Source organism: Bacillus halotolerans (genome assembly GCF_004006435.1).
GTDB classification, from domain to species: domain Bacteria; phylum Bacillota; class Bacilli; order Bacillales; family Bacillaceae; genus Bacillus; species Bacillus halotolerans.
Genome location: NZ_CP029364.1, coordinates 2363753 through 2379041, shown reverse-complemented (window position 1 = coordinate 2379041; position 15289 = coordinate 2363753). Strand labels below are relative to the sequence as shown.

At 45.1% G+C, this 15289-nt stretch carries 16 protein-coding genes; 4 read left to right on the top strand and 12 right to left on the bottom strand.

Translation table 11 applies throughout. The features are described 5' to 3' along the window. Nucleotides 1-117: 117 nt before the first annotated feature. Nucleotides 118-342, bottom strand: coding sequence for a YuzB family protein (locus DIC78_RS12140; protein ID WP_024123235.1), 225 nt, complete (start codon nucleotides 340-342; stop codon nucleotides 118-120). A gap of 214 nt (nucleotides 343-556) precedes the next feature. Here DIC78_RS12140 and zapB point away from each other — a divergent pair, with 214 nt between their 5' ends. Continuing rightward, the gene (zapB, locus tag DIC78_RS12135) at nucleotides 557-1333 is read left to right on the top strand and encodes an RsfA family transcriptional regulator (protein WP_024123236.1); all 777 of its coding nucleotides are present in this window, start codon (nucleotides 557-559) and stop codon (nucleotides 1331-1333) included. Nucleotides 1334-1473: 140 nt separating this feature from the next. On the opposite strand, the gene DIC78_RS12130 is transcribed toward zapB, so the two are convergent. From DIC78_RS12130 to pta, 4 genes are all read right to left on the bottom strand, one after another. Then, the gene (locus DIC78_RS12130; protein WP_095712780.1) at nucleotides 1474-2364 is read right to left on the bottom strand and encodes a carboxylate/amino acid/amine transporter; all 891 of its coding nucleotides are present in this window, start codon (nucleotides 2362-2364) and stop codon (nucleotides 1474-1476) included. A gap of 149 nt (nucleotides 2365-2513) precedes the next feature. Further along, on the bottom strand, nucleotides 2514-3359 hold the full coding sequence (lipL, locus tag DIC78_RS12125) for an octanoyl-[GcvH]:protein N-octanoyltransferase (RefSeq protein WP_024123239.1): 846 nt from the start codon (nucleotides 3357-3359) through the stop codon (nucleotides 2514-2516). Between the two features lie 47 nt (nucleotides 3360-3406). Beyond that, nucleotides 3407-4306, bottom strand: a complete 900-nt coding sequence (cysL, locus tag DIC78_RS12120; RefSeq protein ID WP_106019742.1) for a cysJI operon transcriptional regulator CysL — start codon at nucleotides 4304-4306, stop codon at nucleotides 3407-3409. A 129-nt stretch (nucleotides 4307-4435) separates the two neighbouring features. Further along, complete coding sequence (pta, locus tag DIC78_RS12115) at nucleotides 4436-5407, bottom strand: phosphate acetyltransferase (RefSeq protein WP_095712778.1); 972 nt, start codon at nucleotides 5405-5407, stop codon at nucleotides 4436-4438. A gap of 269 nt (nucleotides 5408-5676) precedes the next feature. On the opposite strand from pta, the gene hemQ reads away from it, so the two are divergent. Beyond that, the gene (gene hemQ / locus DIC78_RS12110) at nucleotides 5677-6441 is read left to right on the top strand and encodes a hydrogen peroxide-dependent heme synthase (RefSeq protein ID WP_003235942.1); all 765 of its coding nucleotides are present in this window, start codon (nucleotides 5677-5679) and stop codon (nucleotides 6439-6441) included. Nucleotides 6442-6573: 132 nt separating this feature from the next. Then, nucleotides 6574-7353, top strand: coding sequence for an NADPH-dependent reductase BacG (bacG, locus tag DIC78_RS12105; protein WP_105954423.1), 780 nt, complete (start codon nucleotides 6574-6576; stop codon nucleotides 7351-7353). Nucleotides 7354-7367: 14 nt separating this feature from the next. Here bacG and DIC78_RS12100 read toward each other — a convergent pair whose 3' ends face one another. The 7 genes from DIC78_RS12100 to DIC78_RS12070 all read right to left on the bottom strand — a co-directional run bounded on the left by DIC78_RS12100 (nucleotide 7368) and on the right by DIC78_RS12070 (nucleotide 14663). Continuing rightward, nucleotides 7368-8567 (bottom strand): transaminase BacF, encoded by a 1200-nt coding sequence (locus tag DIC78_RS12100; RefSeq protein ID WP_024123243.1) that lies wholly within the window; start codon nucleotides 8565-8567, stop codon nucleotides 7368-7370. Between the two features lie 12 nt (nucleotides 8568-8579). Next, complete coding sequence (gene bacE, locus DIC78_RS12095) at nucleotides 8580-9761, bottom strand: bacilysin exporter BacE (RefSeq protein ID WP_024123244.1); 1182 nt, start codon at nucleotides 9759-9761, stop codon at nucleotides 8580-8582. Continuing rightward, nucleotides 9758-11176 carry an alanine--anticapsin ligase gene (locus DIC78_RS12090; RefSeq protein ID WP_095712776.1) on the bottom strand — a complete coding sequence of 473 codons (1419 nt, stop codon included), beginning with the start codon at nucleotides 11174-11176 and terminating at the stop codon, nucleotides 9758-9760. The genes bacE and DIC78_RS12090 overlap by 4 nt, the downstream gene beginning before the upstream one ends. A 22-nt stretch (nucleotides 11177-11198) precedes the next feature. Next, entirely contained in the window at nucleotides 11199-11960 is a 762-nt protein-coding gene (gene bacC, locus DIC78_RS12085; protein WP_024123246.1) for a dihydroanticapsin 7-dehydrogenase, read from the bottom strand. Beyond that, nucleotides 11960-12670, bottom strand: coding sequence for a 3-((4R)-4-hydroxycyclohexa-1,5-dien-1-yl)-2-oxopropanoate isomerase (bacB, locus tag DIC78_RS12080; RefSeq protein WP_106019744.1), 711 nt, complete (start codon nucleotides 12668-12670; stop codon nucleotides 11960-11962). The genes bacC and bacB overlap by 1 nt, the downstream gene beginning before the upstream one ends. Continuing rightward, nucleotides 12660-13274, bottom strand: a complete 615-nt coding sequence (gene bacA, locus DIC78_RS12075) for a prephenate decarboxylase (protein WP_095712765.1) — start codon at nucleotides 13272-13274, stop codon at nucleotides 12660-12662. Before bacA ends, bacB begins: the two co-directional genes overlap by 11 nt. A 150-nt stretch (nucleotides 13275-13424) precedes the next feature. Then, entirely contained in the window at nucleotides 13425-14663 is a 1239-nt protein-coding gene (locus tag DIC78_RS12070; protein WP_024123249.1) for an MFS transporter, read from the bottom strand. A gap of 401 nt (nucleotides 14664-15064) precedes the next feature. Between DIC78_RS12070 and DIC78_RS22170 the strand changes: the two genes are divergently transcribed. After that, complete coding sequence (locus DIC78_RS22170; protein ID WP_223255258.1) at nucleotides 15065-15259, top strand: hypothetical protein; 195 nt, start codon at nucleotides 15065-15067, stop codon at nucleotides 15257-15259. The last annotated feature ends 30 nt before the right edge of the window (nucleotides 15260-15289 follow it).

The window sequence follows — 15289 nt, the reverse complement described above, 5'->3', positions numbered from 1 at the left end:
CTATTCTTTGAAAACATCCTTGAATTTGTCCGGCGATTTGTTCCATCTTTCCGAAAATCACATGATGTGAAGCAAAAAAGCCTGACCAGAGGGCCGAGGCTATGAAAAAATATGTTTTTACTTTTTTAATTTCTTTTTCACTTTGTCAATCAGCTCATCCTCTGTCGGAGCTGACAGCGGGCGATTGTTTACAAAAGCAAACGATTTTTTCCGTCCGGGCCCGCAATAAGATTGGCACCCTACCTCAACCTTTGCGTCCGGGTCTACTTCTTTTAAACGCGGCAGCAATGTTTTGATATTAGTGGCTTGGCAATCATCACACACTCGAAATTCATTAGCCATGACGTACGCTTCCCTTCATTTCTATGTTCATCTATGTTTTAAACCTAAAATCGCTTTGTCGAAAAAATCACATCACTCCTCATTGTACAAGGATTCGACTGTTCCTGCAAGCCGCTTCAGCCTCCGTATCTCCTATTCTTCCAGCCAATTTGTATAAATATTTTCCAATCTGGACATTCTAATATCATGAAAAGAAAAATGGGAGTTGAGATAAATGACAAAACAGCGCCAGGACGCTTGGTCAGAAGAAAATGATTTGCTTTTAGCCGAAACTGTGCTTCGGCATGTAAGAGAAGGCAGCACTCAGCTGAATGCCTTTGAAGAGGTCGGCGATAAATTAAATCGGACGTCCGCAGCCTGCGGATTCAGATGGAACGCTGTAGTGCGCCATCAATATGAAAAAGCGCTTCAGCTTGCAAAAAAGCAGCGGAAACAGCGCATGAGAGCCCTCGGAAACGGGCAGCCAGCGAAGAAAAGACTGCTATATCAGCCTCCTGCGGTTGATCCCGAAACAATTCAAGAAACTGCAGTGCAGGAGGAGCAGGTGAAACCTGAAACCCCGACTGCCGAAAATGAGAAGCAGGCTTTGATGTCAGGCGAGCACATGCCTTTTGTGGATGACAGCTTTAAGGAAGAGTTAGCTAGTCTATCACACTTATTGTCTCCTCAAACGTCTGCGCCTGAGATGACGATGAATGATGTCATCAGATTCCTGCAGAATTACGAAGGCAATCATGAGCAATCCTCAGCTTTAAAAATGGAAAATGAGCGTTTAAAGAAAGAAAATCAAGAATTACAAAGCAAAACAGAACAGCTGGAAGCAGAAGTTCAAAAACTTGAAAAAGATCAAAAAACGATCCAGGAAGATTATGAAACCTTGGTAAAAATCATGAATAGAGCCAGAAAACTAGTTTTATTTGAAGATGATGAACATGCCTCTCCGTCCTTCAAAATGGACCGGAACGGAAATTTAGAAAAAATGGCGGAATAGCTTTTAAAAACCCCAAAACGATGTCCTGTTTTGGGGTTTTGCCATTAAAAAATCCCCTTTTCCTTTTAGAAAAGAGGATTTTCTGTTTTTGCGGCGGCTCCGTTATTCTTGTAAAATGAGCCCAAGCTTATGCTAATCTATTAAGACACATGAGCCGCTTCAGCTGGCTTTTGCTTGCGAGGCGCCCCTGAAATGACCAGAAGCCCTAACATCATCAGCACGATGCCGAGCCATGAGGAAAGAGAAAGCATTTCACCTATGAAAAACACACCCAGCAATGAGGCGGTCAGCGGCTCAGCCAGGGACAGTGTAACCGCTGCCGAAGCCGGAACGCCGGTGAGCCCTTTTGCAAACAAAAAGTAGGCCGCGCATGTCGCAATTACCCCGATATAAAGGCTCGTTCCCCATCCTTTTGGGGTCAGCATCCAAGAGAGATCCGACTGCCACAATAGCGGCATCAGCAATATGGCGCTGAGCATAAAGACAACAGCTGAGGTAGCTCTCGGCGGCTGTGTTTTCATCATTGATTTACTGATCAAGGTATAACCCGCAAAAGATGCACCTGCTCCAATCGCCATGAGAACCCCTGACACATCAATCCGAACATTGGAGCCGTCTGAAAACAGGAGCCAGCATCCCGCCAAAGCCAATACAGTTGCAATCCACCAGGAATTTCGCGGACGTTTTTTCAAAACGGCCCACTCTAAGCTCCCGGCAATAATAGGCGCACTGCCGATGGCAATCACTGTCCCAACCGCAATCCCTGTTTCTTTTACGGCGGTGAAAAAAAGCGGCTGATAACAGGCCATACAAATCGCTGCTAAAAACACGGGCGGCCAAGACCAATTTTTCACGTGAAGCTCTCGGCTGATCCAGACCACAAGAAGCATGGCGCTGCCGCCTACCAATAATCTGACCGCTCCGAATGCCAGCGGAGTGGCGCTTTCTGGAGCCAGCGCCTGAACAGTGCCGGTTGTTCCCCAGAAAAAAGCCGCGATCAGCACAAACAGGCTGTAAACATTCCCTTTCATTTGCCTCTCCCCTTTGTATGCAGATGCTGCTGTTATTTTATCGCTTTTTTTGCTGTAATTGTTTTCTGTTTATAAGAAAGATTTATCTAAAGACAAGATGATAGCGAAAAAAAGCATGCCAGCCGTATCGGCTGACATGCAAGAGACGTTCATCCAAACACCTTTTCATTCCGTTCTGCCATCCGGACAAGATTTTTCTCAAATTCCAATTCCTCGTCAATGGACAGTCCGGCTGAGTAGAGGTGGGTGCTTAACGCTTTTAATTCCGTAAGCAAAGCAAGCATTAAATCCTGTACGGAGATATCGGTATGCAGAAGCTCACTTAACGATGCCATGGTTTCCGGACGTATATCCGGGTAGACGCCTTTTTTGTCGTTCTGTTTATCCTTCAGGGCGGCTTGATAGAATCGTCTGATCAGATCTGCCCTCTCGCTGCCGCTTTTATCTGCACAGAGATAAATTTGAACGGCTGCACCGCCGCGAAGACGTCTTTGAGAAATGCCGGCGAACTTTTTGCCGTCAATGCTGAGATCATAGCTGCCTGGACAATAGGAGCCCTCAATTTCATAGGCTTCAATCTTTGCCCCGTACGGCTTAAGCATCCGTTTCATCAGTTCCACCATTGCTTCGTATCCTCTGTCTATATCGATGCCCTTCTTTTGGTCCTCGAATATGAGAGAAATATTTAAAACGCCTTCATCCAAAACAACAGCAAGACCGCCGGAATTGCGGACGATGACGCGGTATCCCTCATTTTCCAGCAGGGCAATGCCGTCCTGCAAAAACGGGAGCCGCGTATCCTGAATACCGAGGACAATCGTGTCGTGGTGAACCCAAGAGCGTGCTGTCGCCGGCGACACGCCTTTTCCTACAGAGGCGCACAGCGTATCGTCCATAGCGAAGGATTGCTTCGCGTCAAATAAAGGGCCGAGACTGGATTGGTCAATGACTCTCCATGTCGGCTGCATCAGTAAATCAATCGGTTGGTTTGCCATCTATGTAAAACCCTTTCATGTTAGGCTTATGAACGAAAACTATTATATCATTTCACCCGTGATGATTGAAAATTGCTTTTCAGCATCGTAATGAAAATTTCTTTATTTTTTGTATTCTCCATGAGAGGAGAATGAATATAAGACAGCTTGCGCTTTAATGAGAAATCTTTAATGTGGAGAATTGAAATGTCACGGTGGATCAAATCCTTATGCAGCACGCTTCTTGATAAGACCGATAAACCCATGCCGCTGATCACCGCTTCTTTTACACCTTGATTGCTGCTGATCGTGAACATCGACTTCGGCCGCAGTCCGTTCGTGCTGAGCACATGATCGAGATATTCCCTTGTGCCGGAGCCTTTTTCCCTTGTCACCCACGCTTCATTTTGCAAATCGCTGATTGAAATGTCTCTTTTTCCGGCAAGCGGATGCTGGTTTGGCGCTGCGATGCACATTTCATCCTCCATAAACGGTTCAATTTCCAGTTCATTCTCGTCCGTATGTCCTTCAATCAGCCCGATATCAGCCTGAAGCATTCGGACACGTTCGCTTACCTCCTTTGTATTGCCAATCATGACGTCCAGATTCAGCTCAGGGTACAGCTTTTGCAGCTGGGCAAGAAGCGGCGGAAGAATATACTCTCCGATTGTAAAACTGGCGGCTATTTTCAATTCACCTTTTACATAATGATGGTGCGCGTAAATTTCAGCCTTGGCCTGCTCGTAGAGAAATACCATTTGCTTTGCCCTTTGATACAAAATGTCCCCTGTCGGTGTTGTCGTAAAATGCTTCGGCGACCGATTCAGCAGAGCCGTTTGAAATTCTTTTTCAAGATTTTTAATATGCAGACTGACGCTGGGCTGGGAAATCATCAGCTTTTCTGCTGCTTTTGTGAAGTTTTTTTCTTCCACCACCGCGATAAAGGTTTTCAGCACGTCGTAATACAAAGGCCCCACCCCTGTCATGAATAAGATTTATAATGATGATCAGTTTTCTTTATTTTACTCATATCATCTGTCCTGGTAAAGAAGGCGCAAAAAAAGCAGCCCTCTGCGAGAGAGCTGCCATCGCTTTTCTTACAGTGCTTGTGCCGCTGTAATTAATGCAAGATTGTAAACATCTTCAGCGTTACAACCTCTTGAAAGATCGTTAACAGGCATATTTAAGCCTTGCAGGATTGGTCCTACAGCTTCAAAGTTGCCTAAACGCTGAGCAATTTTGTAGCCGATGTTTCCTGCTTCCAAGCTTGGGAATACGAATACGTTCGCGTCTCCTTTGATCTCGGAATCCGGCGCTTTTTTCTCAGCTACAGATGGAACGAATGCAGCGTCAAATTGGAATTCGCCGTCAAGCGTTAATTCAGGCGCTTTTTCTTTCGCGATTTTCACAGCATCCGCTACTTTTTCTGTTTCATCAGATTTTGCTGAGCCTTTTGTAGAGAAGCTGAGCATTGCTACGCGAGGATCAATGTCGAACATTTTTGCCGTATTGGCGCTTTCGATTGCGATTTCTGCAAGATCTTGGCTGTCAGGTGCAATGTTGATCGCACAATCTGCGAATACGTACTGCTCATCGCCGCGTGCCATGATGAAGACGCCTGAAGTCTTTTTCACGCCTTCTTTTGTTTTGATGATTTGAAGAGCCGGACGGACAGTGTCGGCAGTTGAATGAGCCGCTCCGCTCACAAGACCCGCTGCAAGGCCTTTGTACACAAGCATTGTGCCGAAGTAGTTCTCGTCTAAGAGCGCTTTTCGAGCCTGTTCTTCTGTTGCTTTGCCTTTGCGGCGTTCTACGAATGCCTGTACAAGATCTTCCATGCCTTCATATGTATGAGGATCATAAATATCAACGCCGTCAAGCGTCACATTCAGTTCTTTTGCTTTTGCTTGGATCTCATTTTCATTGCCGATCACAATTGGATTCAGCACTTTATTTTCTGCAAGCTTGCTGACCGCAACTAAAATACGTTCGTCCAAGCCTTCAGGAAATACAATTTTAACGCCTTTTCCAGCTACTTTTTCTTGCACTGTTGAAAATAAATCTGCCACAATAAACCCTCCTCAAAAAGTTACAAAAACGCTTTCTTTTACTAGCATACTCTTCTTCCAGTCAAATTCAAACAGCCAACTTTTATTATAGCGCTTTCATCAAAAAATCTTATTTTTCTAACTAATTTAAGCAACTGATTCTTTCCTTATATGTTCTCTTATTTTTGAGGAGATATACGAATCGGATGTTCAAGGTTTCTCCACAGTAGAATCGGATAAACTATGATATAGTGAAGGCATTAACGAAAAGATAATAGGAGTGAAGATAAATGAGTGAACAGCAAATGACAAATGAAGCGGCAAAAACGCTGGACGGCTGGTATGCGCTTCATGATTTCCGCACAATGGACTGGACTTCCTGGAAGCTGCTGTCAAGTGATGAGCGCCAGTCTATCATTCATGAATTTACAGGATTGCTTGAAAAATGGGGAGTCGCCCAAAAAGAAGGGAAAGGCTCGCAAACCCTTTACAGCATCGTTGGCCAAAAAGCTGATTTTATGCTGATGATTCTTCGCCCTACAATGGAAGAATTAAATGAAATTGAGCTTGAATTCAACAAATCAAGACTTGCTGAGTTCACCATTCCGGCTTACTCCTACGTGTCAGTTGTTGAACTGAGCAACTATTTGGCGAGCGGCGACGGCGACCCGTATGAAAATCCGCATGTACGTGCGCGCCTTTACCCTGAACTGCCGGAATCAAAATATGTATGCTTCTATCCAATGGATAAAAGAAGATCCGGCAATGACAACTGGTACATGCTTTCTATGGAAGAACGAAGAAACTTGATGAGAAGCCACGGTTTAATCGGACGCAGCTATGCTGGCAAAGTGAAACAGATCATCACAGGTTCAGTCGGCTTTGACGATTACGAATGGGGCGTTACGCTGTTCAGTGATGATGTGCTTCAATTCAAAAAGCTTGTATATGAAATGCGTTTTGACGAAGTCAGCGCGCGCTACGGCGAATTTGGCTCGTTCTTTGTGGGCAACCGCCTTTCGCTTGATACACTTCCTCAATTCCTATATGTATAATTTCTCCTCCCGCCGCAGCTGGCGGGAGTTTTTCGATTCCTATTTGTCAGAATTTAAATAAGATTTGCTATTTTCTCCGTTTTTTTTTACGATGTAGATAATAATCCAATTTTTTCAAAGGGGTGCAGTTATTTGTCAAAACGAACCGCATTTATTATGGGAGCAAGTCAAGGAATCGGAAAAGCAATTGCTCTGAAATTAGCAGACCAGCATTTTACCGTCGTCATCAATTCGCGAGTCTTGGACAATATTGAACCTGTCAAAGAAGACATTTTGGCCAAGCATCCTGAAGCGAGTGTCATTGTCCTTGCGGGTGATATGTCTGACCAGCAAACGAGAGAGGAGATTTTTAAAGAAATAGAATCTCAATGCGGACGGCTTGATGTTCTGATTAACAATATCCCGGGCGGCGCGCCTGACACATTTGATAACTGTAATATAGAGGATATGACGGCCACGTTCACACAGAAAACCGTTGCCTATATTGACGCTATCAAGCGTGCCGCCTCTCTGATGAAACAAAACGAGTTTGGCAGAATCATCAACATTGTCGGAAATCTGTGGAAAGAACCCGGCGCCAATATGTTTACAAACAGCATGATGAATGCCGCTTTAATTAACGCCAGTAAAAATATTTCCATTCAGCTTGCTCCTCACAATATTACTGTCAACTGCCTGAATCCTGGTTTTATCGCTACAGACCGTTACCATCAATTTGTGAAGAATGTGATGGAAAAGAACAGCATATCCAAACAAGAAGCCGTAGAACAGATTGCTTCTGGCATCCCGATGAAACGGGTCGGATCAGCCGAAGAAACCGCAGCGCTCGCCGCGTTTCTCGCTTCCGAGGAAGCCTCCTATATCACCGGGCAGCAAATTTCTGCTGACGGCGGCAGCATGAAAAGCATATAAAAAAATCCCGCTTTTTAGCGGGATACTTCTTCTAATGAGGCAAACGGCAGGTTCAGCTTTTGAATCCGCATGACAAATTCCCGCAGATCCTCCTGCTTCGATACCATTGATATTCTGACATGACGTTTTCCGTTGCTGCCGAAAATCTCGCCCGGCGTTACGACAACATGGGCCTGCTCCAGCAGGTAGTCAGAGAATTGATGAGAAGACTCAAACATTTTTGGAATTTCAGCCCATACATAAAATGTTCCTTTAGGTTTTTCTATCTTCCAGCCCAGTTCTTTTTCACAAAGCTCCGTAAAAAAGTCAATCCGTTCCGCATAGATGCGTTTCAAGCGATCTGTTTGTTCCGGATCTCCTGACAGCGCCGCACTGGCCGCCTGCTGCAGTCCGCCGAACATGCCGACAAAGACGTGATCCTGAAATTCATTGACCGCTTGAATGATCTTTTCATTTCCGACGGCAAACGCCATTCTCCAGCCGGCCATGTTAAATGTTTTTGAAAACGAATAAAGCTCCGCGCCCACAGTTTTTGAGTCCTCCGCCTGCAGGAAGCTGGCCGGTTTTTTATCAAACTCAAATGCGCCGTACGCAAAGTCATGGATCAAATGAATCTGGTGCTCTTTTGCAAATGCGGCCGCTTTTGCATAAAAAGCCGCATCCGCCACAGCTCCCGTCGGGTTATTCGGATAGTTCAAAAACATCAGCTTCGCTTTTTGTAACACAGCGGGATCTATTTTCTCAAAGTCAGGCAGATAGCCGTTTTCTGCGTGCAGCGGCATTTCGTGCAGCTCTGCTCTTGCCATTGTAATACCCGAAAGGTATTCAGGATAGCCCGGGTTCGGGACCAAAGCGATATCTCCCGGATTGAGCAGGCATTGTGTCAAAACATACAAGCCTGCTTTTCCCCCGCCAAAGAGCGCCACTTCTGTTTCAGGATTGATTGTCACTCCGTATTCTCTTTTATAGAAAGCGGCAATCGCTTCCTTCAGAAAGGGATAGCCTCTGAATGGCCCATACCCGTGGAAAGAAGGGTTCACAGCCGCCTCCTGCAATGCCTGCACGATATGCGGCGGAGTAGGAAGGTCAGGGTTCCCCTGTCCAAGATTAATGACTTGCGCCCCCGTTTTTTCCATTTCTTTTACCTTTTGAAAAACGAGAGAAAATTCTTGCCTTGGAAGTGTCTTGATGACGTCGGACGGTGTTATTTCCATCTGAAAGACTCCTTATAAGTGAATTTGCTCAGTTTTTTTATCCCGTTCCAAAAAAGACTTGTTCACCAGCTTTGTATGCAAAAACAAACCGCTTACCATGATAACAATCAGCCCCATGATGACAGGAGCCTCTAATACGTTGATAAGCATGGAACCAATCGAAATGCACAAGCCAATAGACGCTTCAGCCACCGAAAAAATACGCCCTTGAATCTGGTTCGCCGCGTTTTCCTGAACTTTAACCTTTGCAAGCACTTCCCCATATTCCATGGCGATGAAAAAGAGAATGGCAGCAATGACAGATACAGCAAAAATGGGCGTGAATAAAAACAGCGCCAGCGAGACGATTGATAAAATGGTAAAGTACATCAAGCCTTTATTGTTGTTAAAGCCCCACTTGCTGACAAGCGCAGCTCCGATGAAACCGCCGAAGCCGATGCAGAAGGTAAGGATAAAGTTGCCGATCTCCCCGTCACCCAAAAAGCGGCTGACAATCGGAAAATAGCTGTACACGATCCCCCAAAGCATTGCCATCGTAATCATCGTAAACATGGCGTTTAACACGAATGAATTGGTTTTGATTTCCTTCAGCCCTTCTTTAAAAGACTGAAAGGCTTCTTTTATATTTTCAGACTGAATCGGGACAAATTGCAGCTTAATTCGCCTGATAAAAAACGCTGAAACCAGGTATGTCACACCGTTAAAGGCAACAGCCATCTCTACAGACCCGGCTAACAGGAATAACCCTCCGGCGGCCGCCCCGACAATGATAGAAATGGTCGTGGCTTTAGCGAATAAGGTATTGATATTTTTAATATCTGATTCCAGAGAAGACATGACCGCGAGACGCGCCGGATTAAAAAATACGCCGCTCCCGTAAGAGACAAACAGCAGGGCCAGAAAAACCAGCGGATACTCGCCTTTTGGGAGAAAGGTGAGCCCCAAAAAGATGATGCCCCTGATGACATCCGTCCACAGCATAATTTTAATTCTGTCCAATCGGTCAACGAGCACCCCTAAAAACGGCTGAAACACCATCGGAATGCTTCTGACCGCAATGACTCCTGACGTCACCCAATAATCGTGATAATATGTAGACAAAATGAGCAGGGCCGGGAGAACACAATAGTCTCCCATAAACGAAAGCGCCTGCCCGTAAAGCAAGTATTTAGAATTTGGCTTTAACTGTTTCATACCGGCAGCACATACTTCGCAGTAAGCTTTGCATGCTGCTGGATGTGTTTAATTGAATCGGCTACATCCTGGGAATTGCTTCCTTTCAGTTCAAATGCGGCAATGGAATTGAAGGCTTCAAACAGGCGCAAATCAACAGACGTACCTGGTGCCGCAGCCGAGAAAGAAACAAGTTCCGTATCTCCTTTCAGCAGCCCATCCGGAATGTTGATGGATTCAATGATCATATCCTCCGCCGCTTCAGGAAGCTGCCCGTTTTGTTTGAAATGCTCCGGGTACAAATGACAGTCGGCGATATAGCAAGGTTCTTGCTCCAGCAATCCATCCGGAAGATCGGCGTCTTTTCCGAAACAGAGAACATCCAGCAATAATTGCGCCATGTCGACGCCGAAGACCTTTTTAATATTCGGAATCATATTCCATCCGGCGAACCTGGCCGCAGACTCTATTAAACCGGCTTCTCTATTTTTCATTAACTTGATTTCTGTATGTGTCGCGCAGTTTTCCAGCCCAAGCCCTTCATTTGCTTTTTTGGCCGCTTCAATAATGATCTTTTTCGCTTCATCATCCAAGATGGACGGCGTGATATGCGATGTTTCCGTAAACCCGATTTGCGGTGTTTTGTCATGAATCGCGACTGGAAAATATTCTCCGTCCGCCATGATCCCTTCTATGCTGATATAGTCGGAGTATCCCTCGGTTTGATACCAGTCCGGGTATTCACCCTGTAAAAACTCCTCCGCAATAAACGGGGCTTCAAACGTAACCGCCTTCGGCACATTAATGGATTTCAGGTAGTCATTCACTCTGTTAAACTCGGCTTCTGCTGTTTTGGTGTCCGTAATCAGCGTCACGCCGATTGAACTCGCCAAGTATGTCGGTTTTAAGATGAGCGGCGTGCCGATCTCTTTCAGCGCGGAGCGGAAATCTTCAAGGGTTGTGACCCGTTTGTTTTTGATTGTTTTGACCCCGGCTTTATTAAACGCTGCCCTCATTTTATTTTTATCTCTGGCATTTTCGGCAGCTTGCACACCCGCTCCTCTTAAGCCGAGACGTTTACAGGCTTTCGCCATCGGAGCGATGAATAATTCATTGTTTGTTGTGATGGCTTCCGCTCCAAACATTTCGGCAACCTTGACGATTTGCTCGACTACCTCTTCTTCGGGTTTGTCATGATCCTCATGCGCCCAGTAAATGGAATCGGGATGCTCGAAATCTGTGATACTCTGAAAATAATCTTTATCCTTTATGACCGCGACCGAGTATTTTTCAATAAGTGCCGCATGGGAAGCTGTAATGGCAAATGGTCTCGGAATAAAGCTGACCAGGTTATATTTTTCAGCAGCGCTTTGATAAAACATATGCGGCGGGCAGCCTCCAAGATCAGCGATAACCAAAACTGTTTTTCTCTCCATATGTAAAACACTCCTTCTCTCTCTATTGTGCGGTATATCCTCCGTCTGCGGTGATGGCGCTTCCGGTCATGTAGCTTGATAAATCAGAGGCTAAAAACAGCATAACGTTTGCTATTTCTTCAGGTTTTCCGAGTTTTAGCATCGGATTCACCTTCGCCTTTTCTTTCTTGATTTCTTCAAGTGTGCCTTCATTATTTTCCATAAAGGATTTCTCATTTAACGGCGTATCAATAATCCCCGGACATACACAATTAACGCGGATTTGATGTTTGGCGTAATCAACAGCCATTGACCTTGTCAGCTGCAACACGCCGCCTTTGCTGGCGTTATATGCCGGGATATCAGGCCATGCCACGACTCCGCCGACAGAGCACGTATTAATGATATTGCCCTTGCCGGCAGCCAGCATATGCTTGAGTGCGTGCTTGCTCATTAAAAACATGCCCGTCAGATTGACTTGGAGCACCTTATTCCAATCGCTCAGCTCCATCTCATGAATAGGCGCCACGATTTCGATCCCCGCATTATTAATTAAAATATCTAATCCTCCGAATGTATTGATTGCCGATTGAACAGCGTGCTGGCAGGCAGCTTCGTCTGTTATATCTGTTTGCACAAAGTGCAGCCGGTCATTATTTTCTTGCCGGACCATTACTTCTCCCTGTGCTGCATCAATATCCGCCACAACCACATTTGCCTGCTGGTTCAAAAAAGCTTGAACCGCGGCATAGCCGATGCCTGATGCGCCTCCTGTTATGAGGACGGTTTTATCAATGAGGTTCATTATGATTCATCCGCCTTTATCTTTTTCATTTTTGCTCTGTTGTAGCGCGGCGGAAAGAAGATGTTAATGGATTGAGATTCTTTTTCAGAACGGTTGATGGCACCGTGGTCTTCACGAGGTTCACAGAAATAGGCGGTGCCGAATGTCATATCCACTGTGCAGCCTTCAACGGTCATATCATATCCGCCGCCGATGCAGATGCCGATTTGTTCATTGCGATGTTTATGGAAAGGCATTTCGCCGCCGTTTCCAGGAATCTTGGCCAGCATAATTTCTATCCAATCCTCAACAAAGAACGTGACTTCCATGCCAGGCAATAAATCTCTCGTTTTGAAAATATTCAAAAAGTAGTCTTCAGGACTTGTATACGTTTCATCAGCTTTATACCGTTTAATATCAATGGCAATGACTTCTTGGTCTGTTTCATTTCTTGCTCCGTGAGGCACATGCGGCGGCGCAATATATGCCGATTCCAAGGCTGTCATTTTTTTTGTGACGTCTCCGACAGTCATGGACAGCTCGCCTGAAACGACCATGCCGATTTGGACTTCCTTGTGCTGATGCGGTTCAACGTTCGTATGCGGCGGAACGTAAGACATTAGCACTTCAGTATCGCCGCGGACGGTGGAATACTGTCTCACTCCGTTCTCCCACTCTATTAATTTTGGTGTCGGGAAATAAATCTCCTTCACATCTTGTTCAGTTTTCATAATCAACGTCTCCTTTTCCGAATAATGACCAGCTCATAGGAATGCTTTTAAATGTCTTAACAAACTTGAGCCCGTATTTTTGTCTTGCCAGTTCATTGGTTAAAGCAATGTCAGAAAGACCTTCTTTTACTTTTTTTGCTGCGGCGCTGGTTGAGTTGACCAGCTCGAACCTGACGTCTTTCCGGGTAAAATATTTAATTAAATTGATAGGTGATGGGTGTGAAACAATAATAGATGTGTCAAGCATGTCGTCGCTGAATGTGAAATCAGGACGGACAGCCAGGCCGTACATCGGTGTATCGCACCTGAAGATTTGCAAAAGCTGCAAATCCGGCCTCATGTAGAAATGTTTAATGCCGTCATAAGCATGTGGAACGATGGTGTATTCCAGCGGGCTTTGAAGAGTCCTTTCGATGCATGATTCAAATGTATCATGCAAAGATAATTTACTGTTTAGCCCTTGGAGAAGAGTAAAATTAGAGATGAAATGTTTTGCTGCGTACTCACTGCTTGTCCCTTCTGGGCCGAGCGTGTTGACTGTAATCAGTTTTGATATTGAATAAGCTTTGTTTTTTGTCTGAATGCTATTATCCAATATAATCATGAGCACCAACCAATCTTTTAAATTTTAAGTAAATTTTATCCAGCGGAAATCGAACTGTCAACATTTTTTGAAAATACTGATAATTATTCCCATACAAACAGAAAAACCCTTAAGAAAGGGTTTTTTGTTATAGGAATTTAGAAACTTTGTTTATTGGGATAAGGAATGATCTGCTTTCTGCTCATGCTTTCCGTACTTTTTATATGCGAATACACTGAGCACAAAACCGAGCACTGTAATGATGGCGCAAATCATTCCGACAGCTGCATAACCGTATCCCACATATACAGGTCCCATCAAAGCAGAACCTAATGTCACAGCCAAATTTGAGGCAAGGCTGTAAAACGCCATAATTTTCCCGCGATGACGCTCTGAGCAATCACTCAAAATGGTGCTGAGCAGCGTCACCGTCAAGCTTTGCATTAACCCCCAGATGAATAGACTGATGATTAGCAGAGGCATTGATGCGGGCGCATACGCGATACAAGCCAGCAGAACGCTGATGACCGCCAGCGCAATGATCAGAGAGCGCATTTTTCCAATGCGGTCGGCAATCTTACCTGTAAAGACACTCATGGAAAACCCGATGCCATAAATCATAATAAATAAGCCGGCAGCCGTATTGCCTCCGGTAAAAACGTCCTGTAGGTAAGAGCCTAAAAACGAATACATACCGTAAAAACCAATCATATTGCACAAAGTGATTATGATATAAACGGGAACACGCGGCACTTTAAGCGCGTCTCGAAATGTCCCCGCCGGCTCATCTTTTTCCTCCTGGACGGTGCTTTTATTATCGTTATGGCGGCGCATTTCAAATAAGACGAGCAAAACAACAAGTGCACCCATCAAGGCGAAAATCCAGAATGTCCATCTCCAATGTAAGACGCCGCCTATAAATGATCCGATCGGCACACCGAAAATCAGTGCAAGCGACCAGCTTGATACGATCAGACCCATCACTTTCCCCCGATATGTATACGGAACACGATCCCCGACAACTGCGTAAGCGGTCGGGACAAACGCACCTGCCGCCAACCCTGAAAGCGCACGGCCTAAAAAGAAGAAAAAAATATTTTGCGCCAAAGCGCATATCACGGTTCCTATAATAAAGATCACGAGTCCCAGCATTAAACTCAGTTCTCTCGAGTATTTATCCCCTAAAGGCACCAGCAGCGGGGCACCGATAAAGATCATGATCCCATATATACTGATAGATAGCGCAAGCACGCTGACATCTGAGTTGAAGGCATCTGCTAAATCAGGCAGCAGCGGTGAAATGACAAGCTCTTCAGATCCAGCCGCAAATACGCCCATTGTTAAAGCCAGCGCAAGAAATAGCGGAAAATGATGTTTTGATTTGATGTGATTGTTTTGTTTACTGTTCATTCTCCCTTAACACCTCTTCCGGAATCTTAAAATAAAGTTGAATTATAGTTTAGCATCCTTTATTTGCAATTTACAATTCGAACGAAAATAATTTTCTTTTTATTATTTGCATTCAAATACGAATAAGGGATTTCTTGTTTCAAATTTAAAATAAAACAAAAACATATCCTGGGATATGCTATGTAATGCATTTGTTAAGGCGGGTCAGGTGATGAATCAAGGTTATTCACAGTTAGCCCGATTTCGGGAGGATTCATCCTTCAATTTACTGACTGGTCAACTTTGTTTATCATGCTGGCAGGGACCGGGTGTCTTATTTTTGTCACGGTTCTGACCGCATTGCCTGAATCACTGCCTGAAAGCTGATCACATGTCGGCACTTGCTTGGCGACCGGGCGTTTATGGGTTTTGCTTTCAGCCAGGCCTATATCGGGATCGGCATGTTTGCGTATATTTCCGGTTCGCCGTTTGTCCTGCAAAACATATACGGTGTGTCGGCTCAGATGTTCAGCATGCCGTTTGCCATCAACGGCGCTCGCCGGTGTTGCCGGGGAAGAAAACGCGCGGCCGATGGCGTTGAGTATATTCGGCTTTGATGTGCTCGCGATATTGTCCTATGTGTTTCT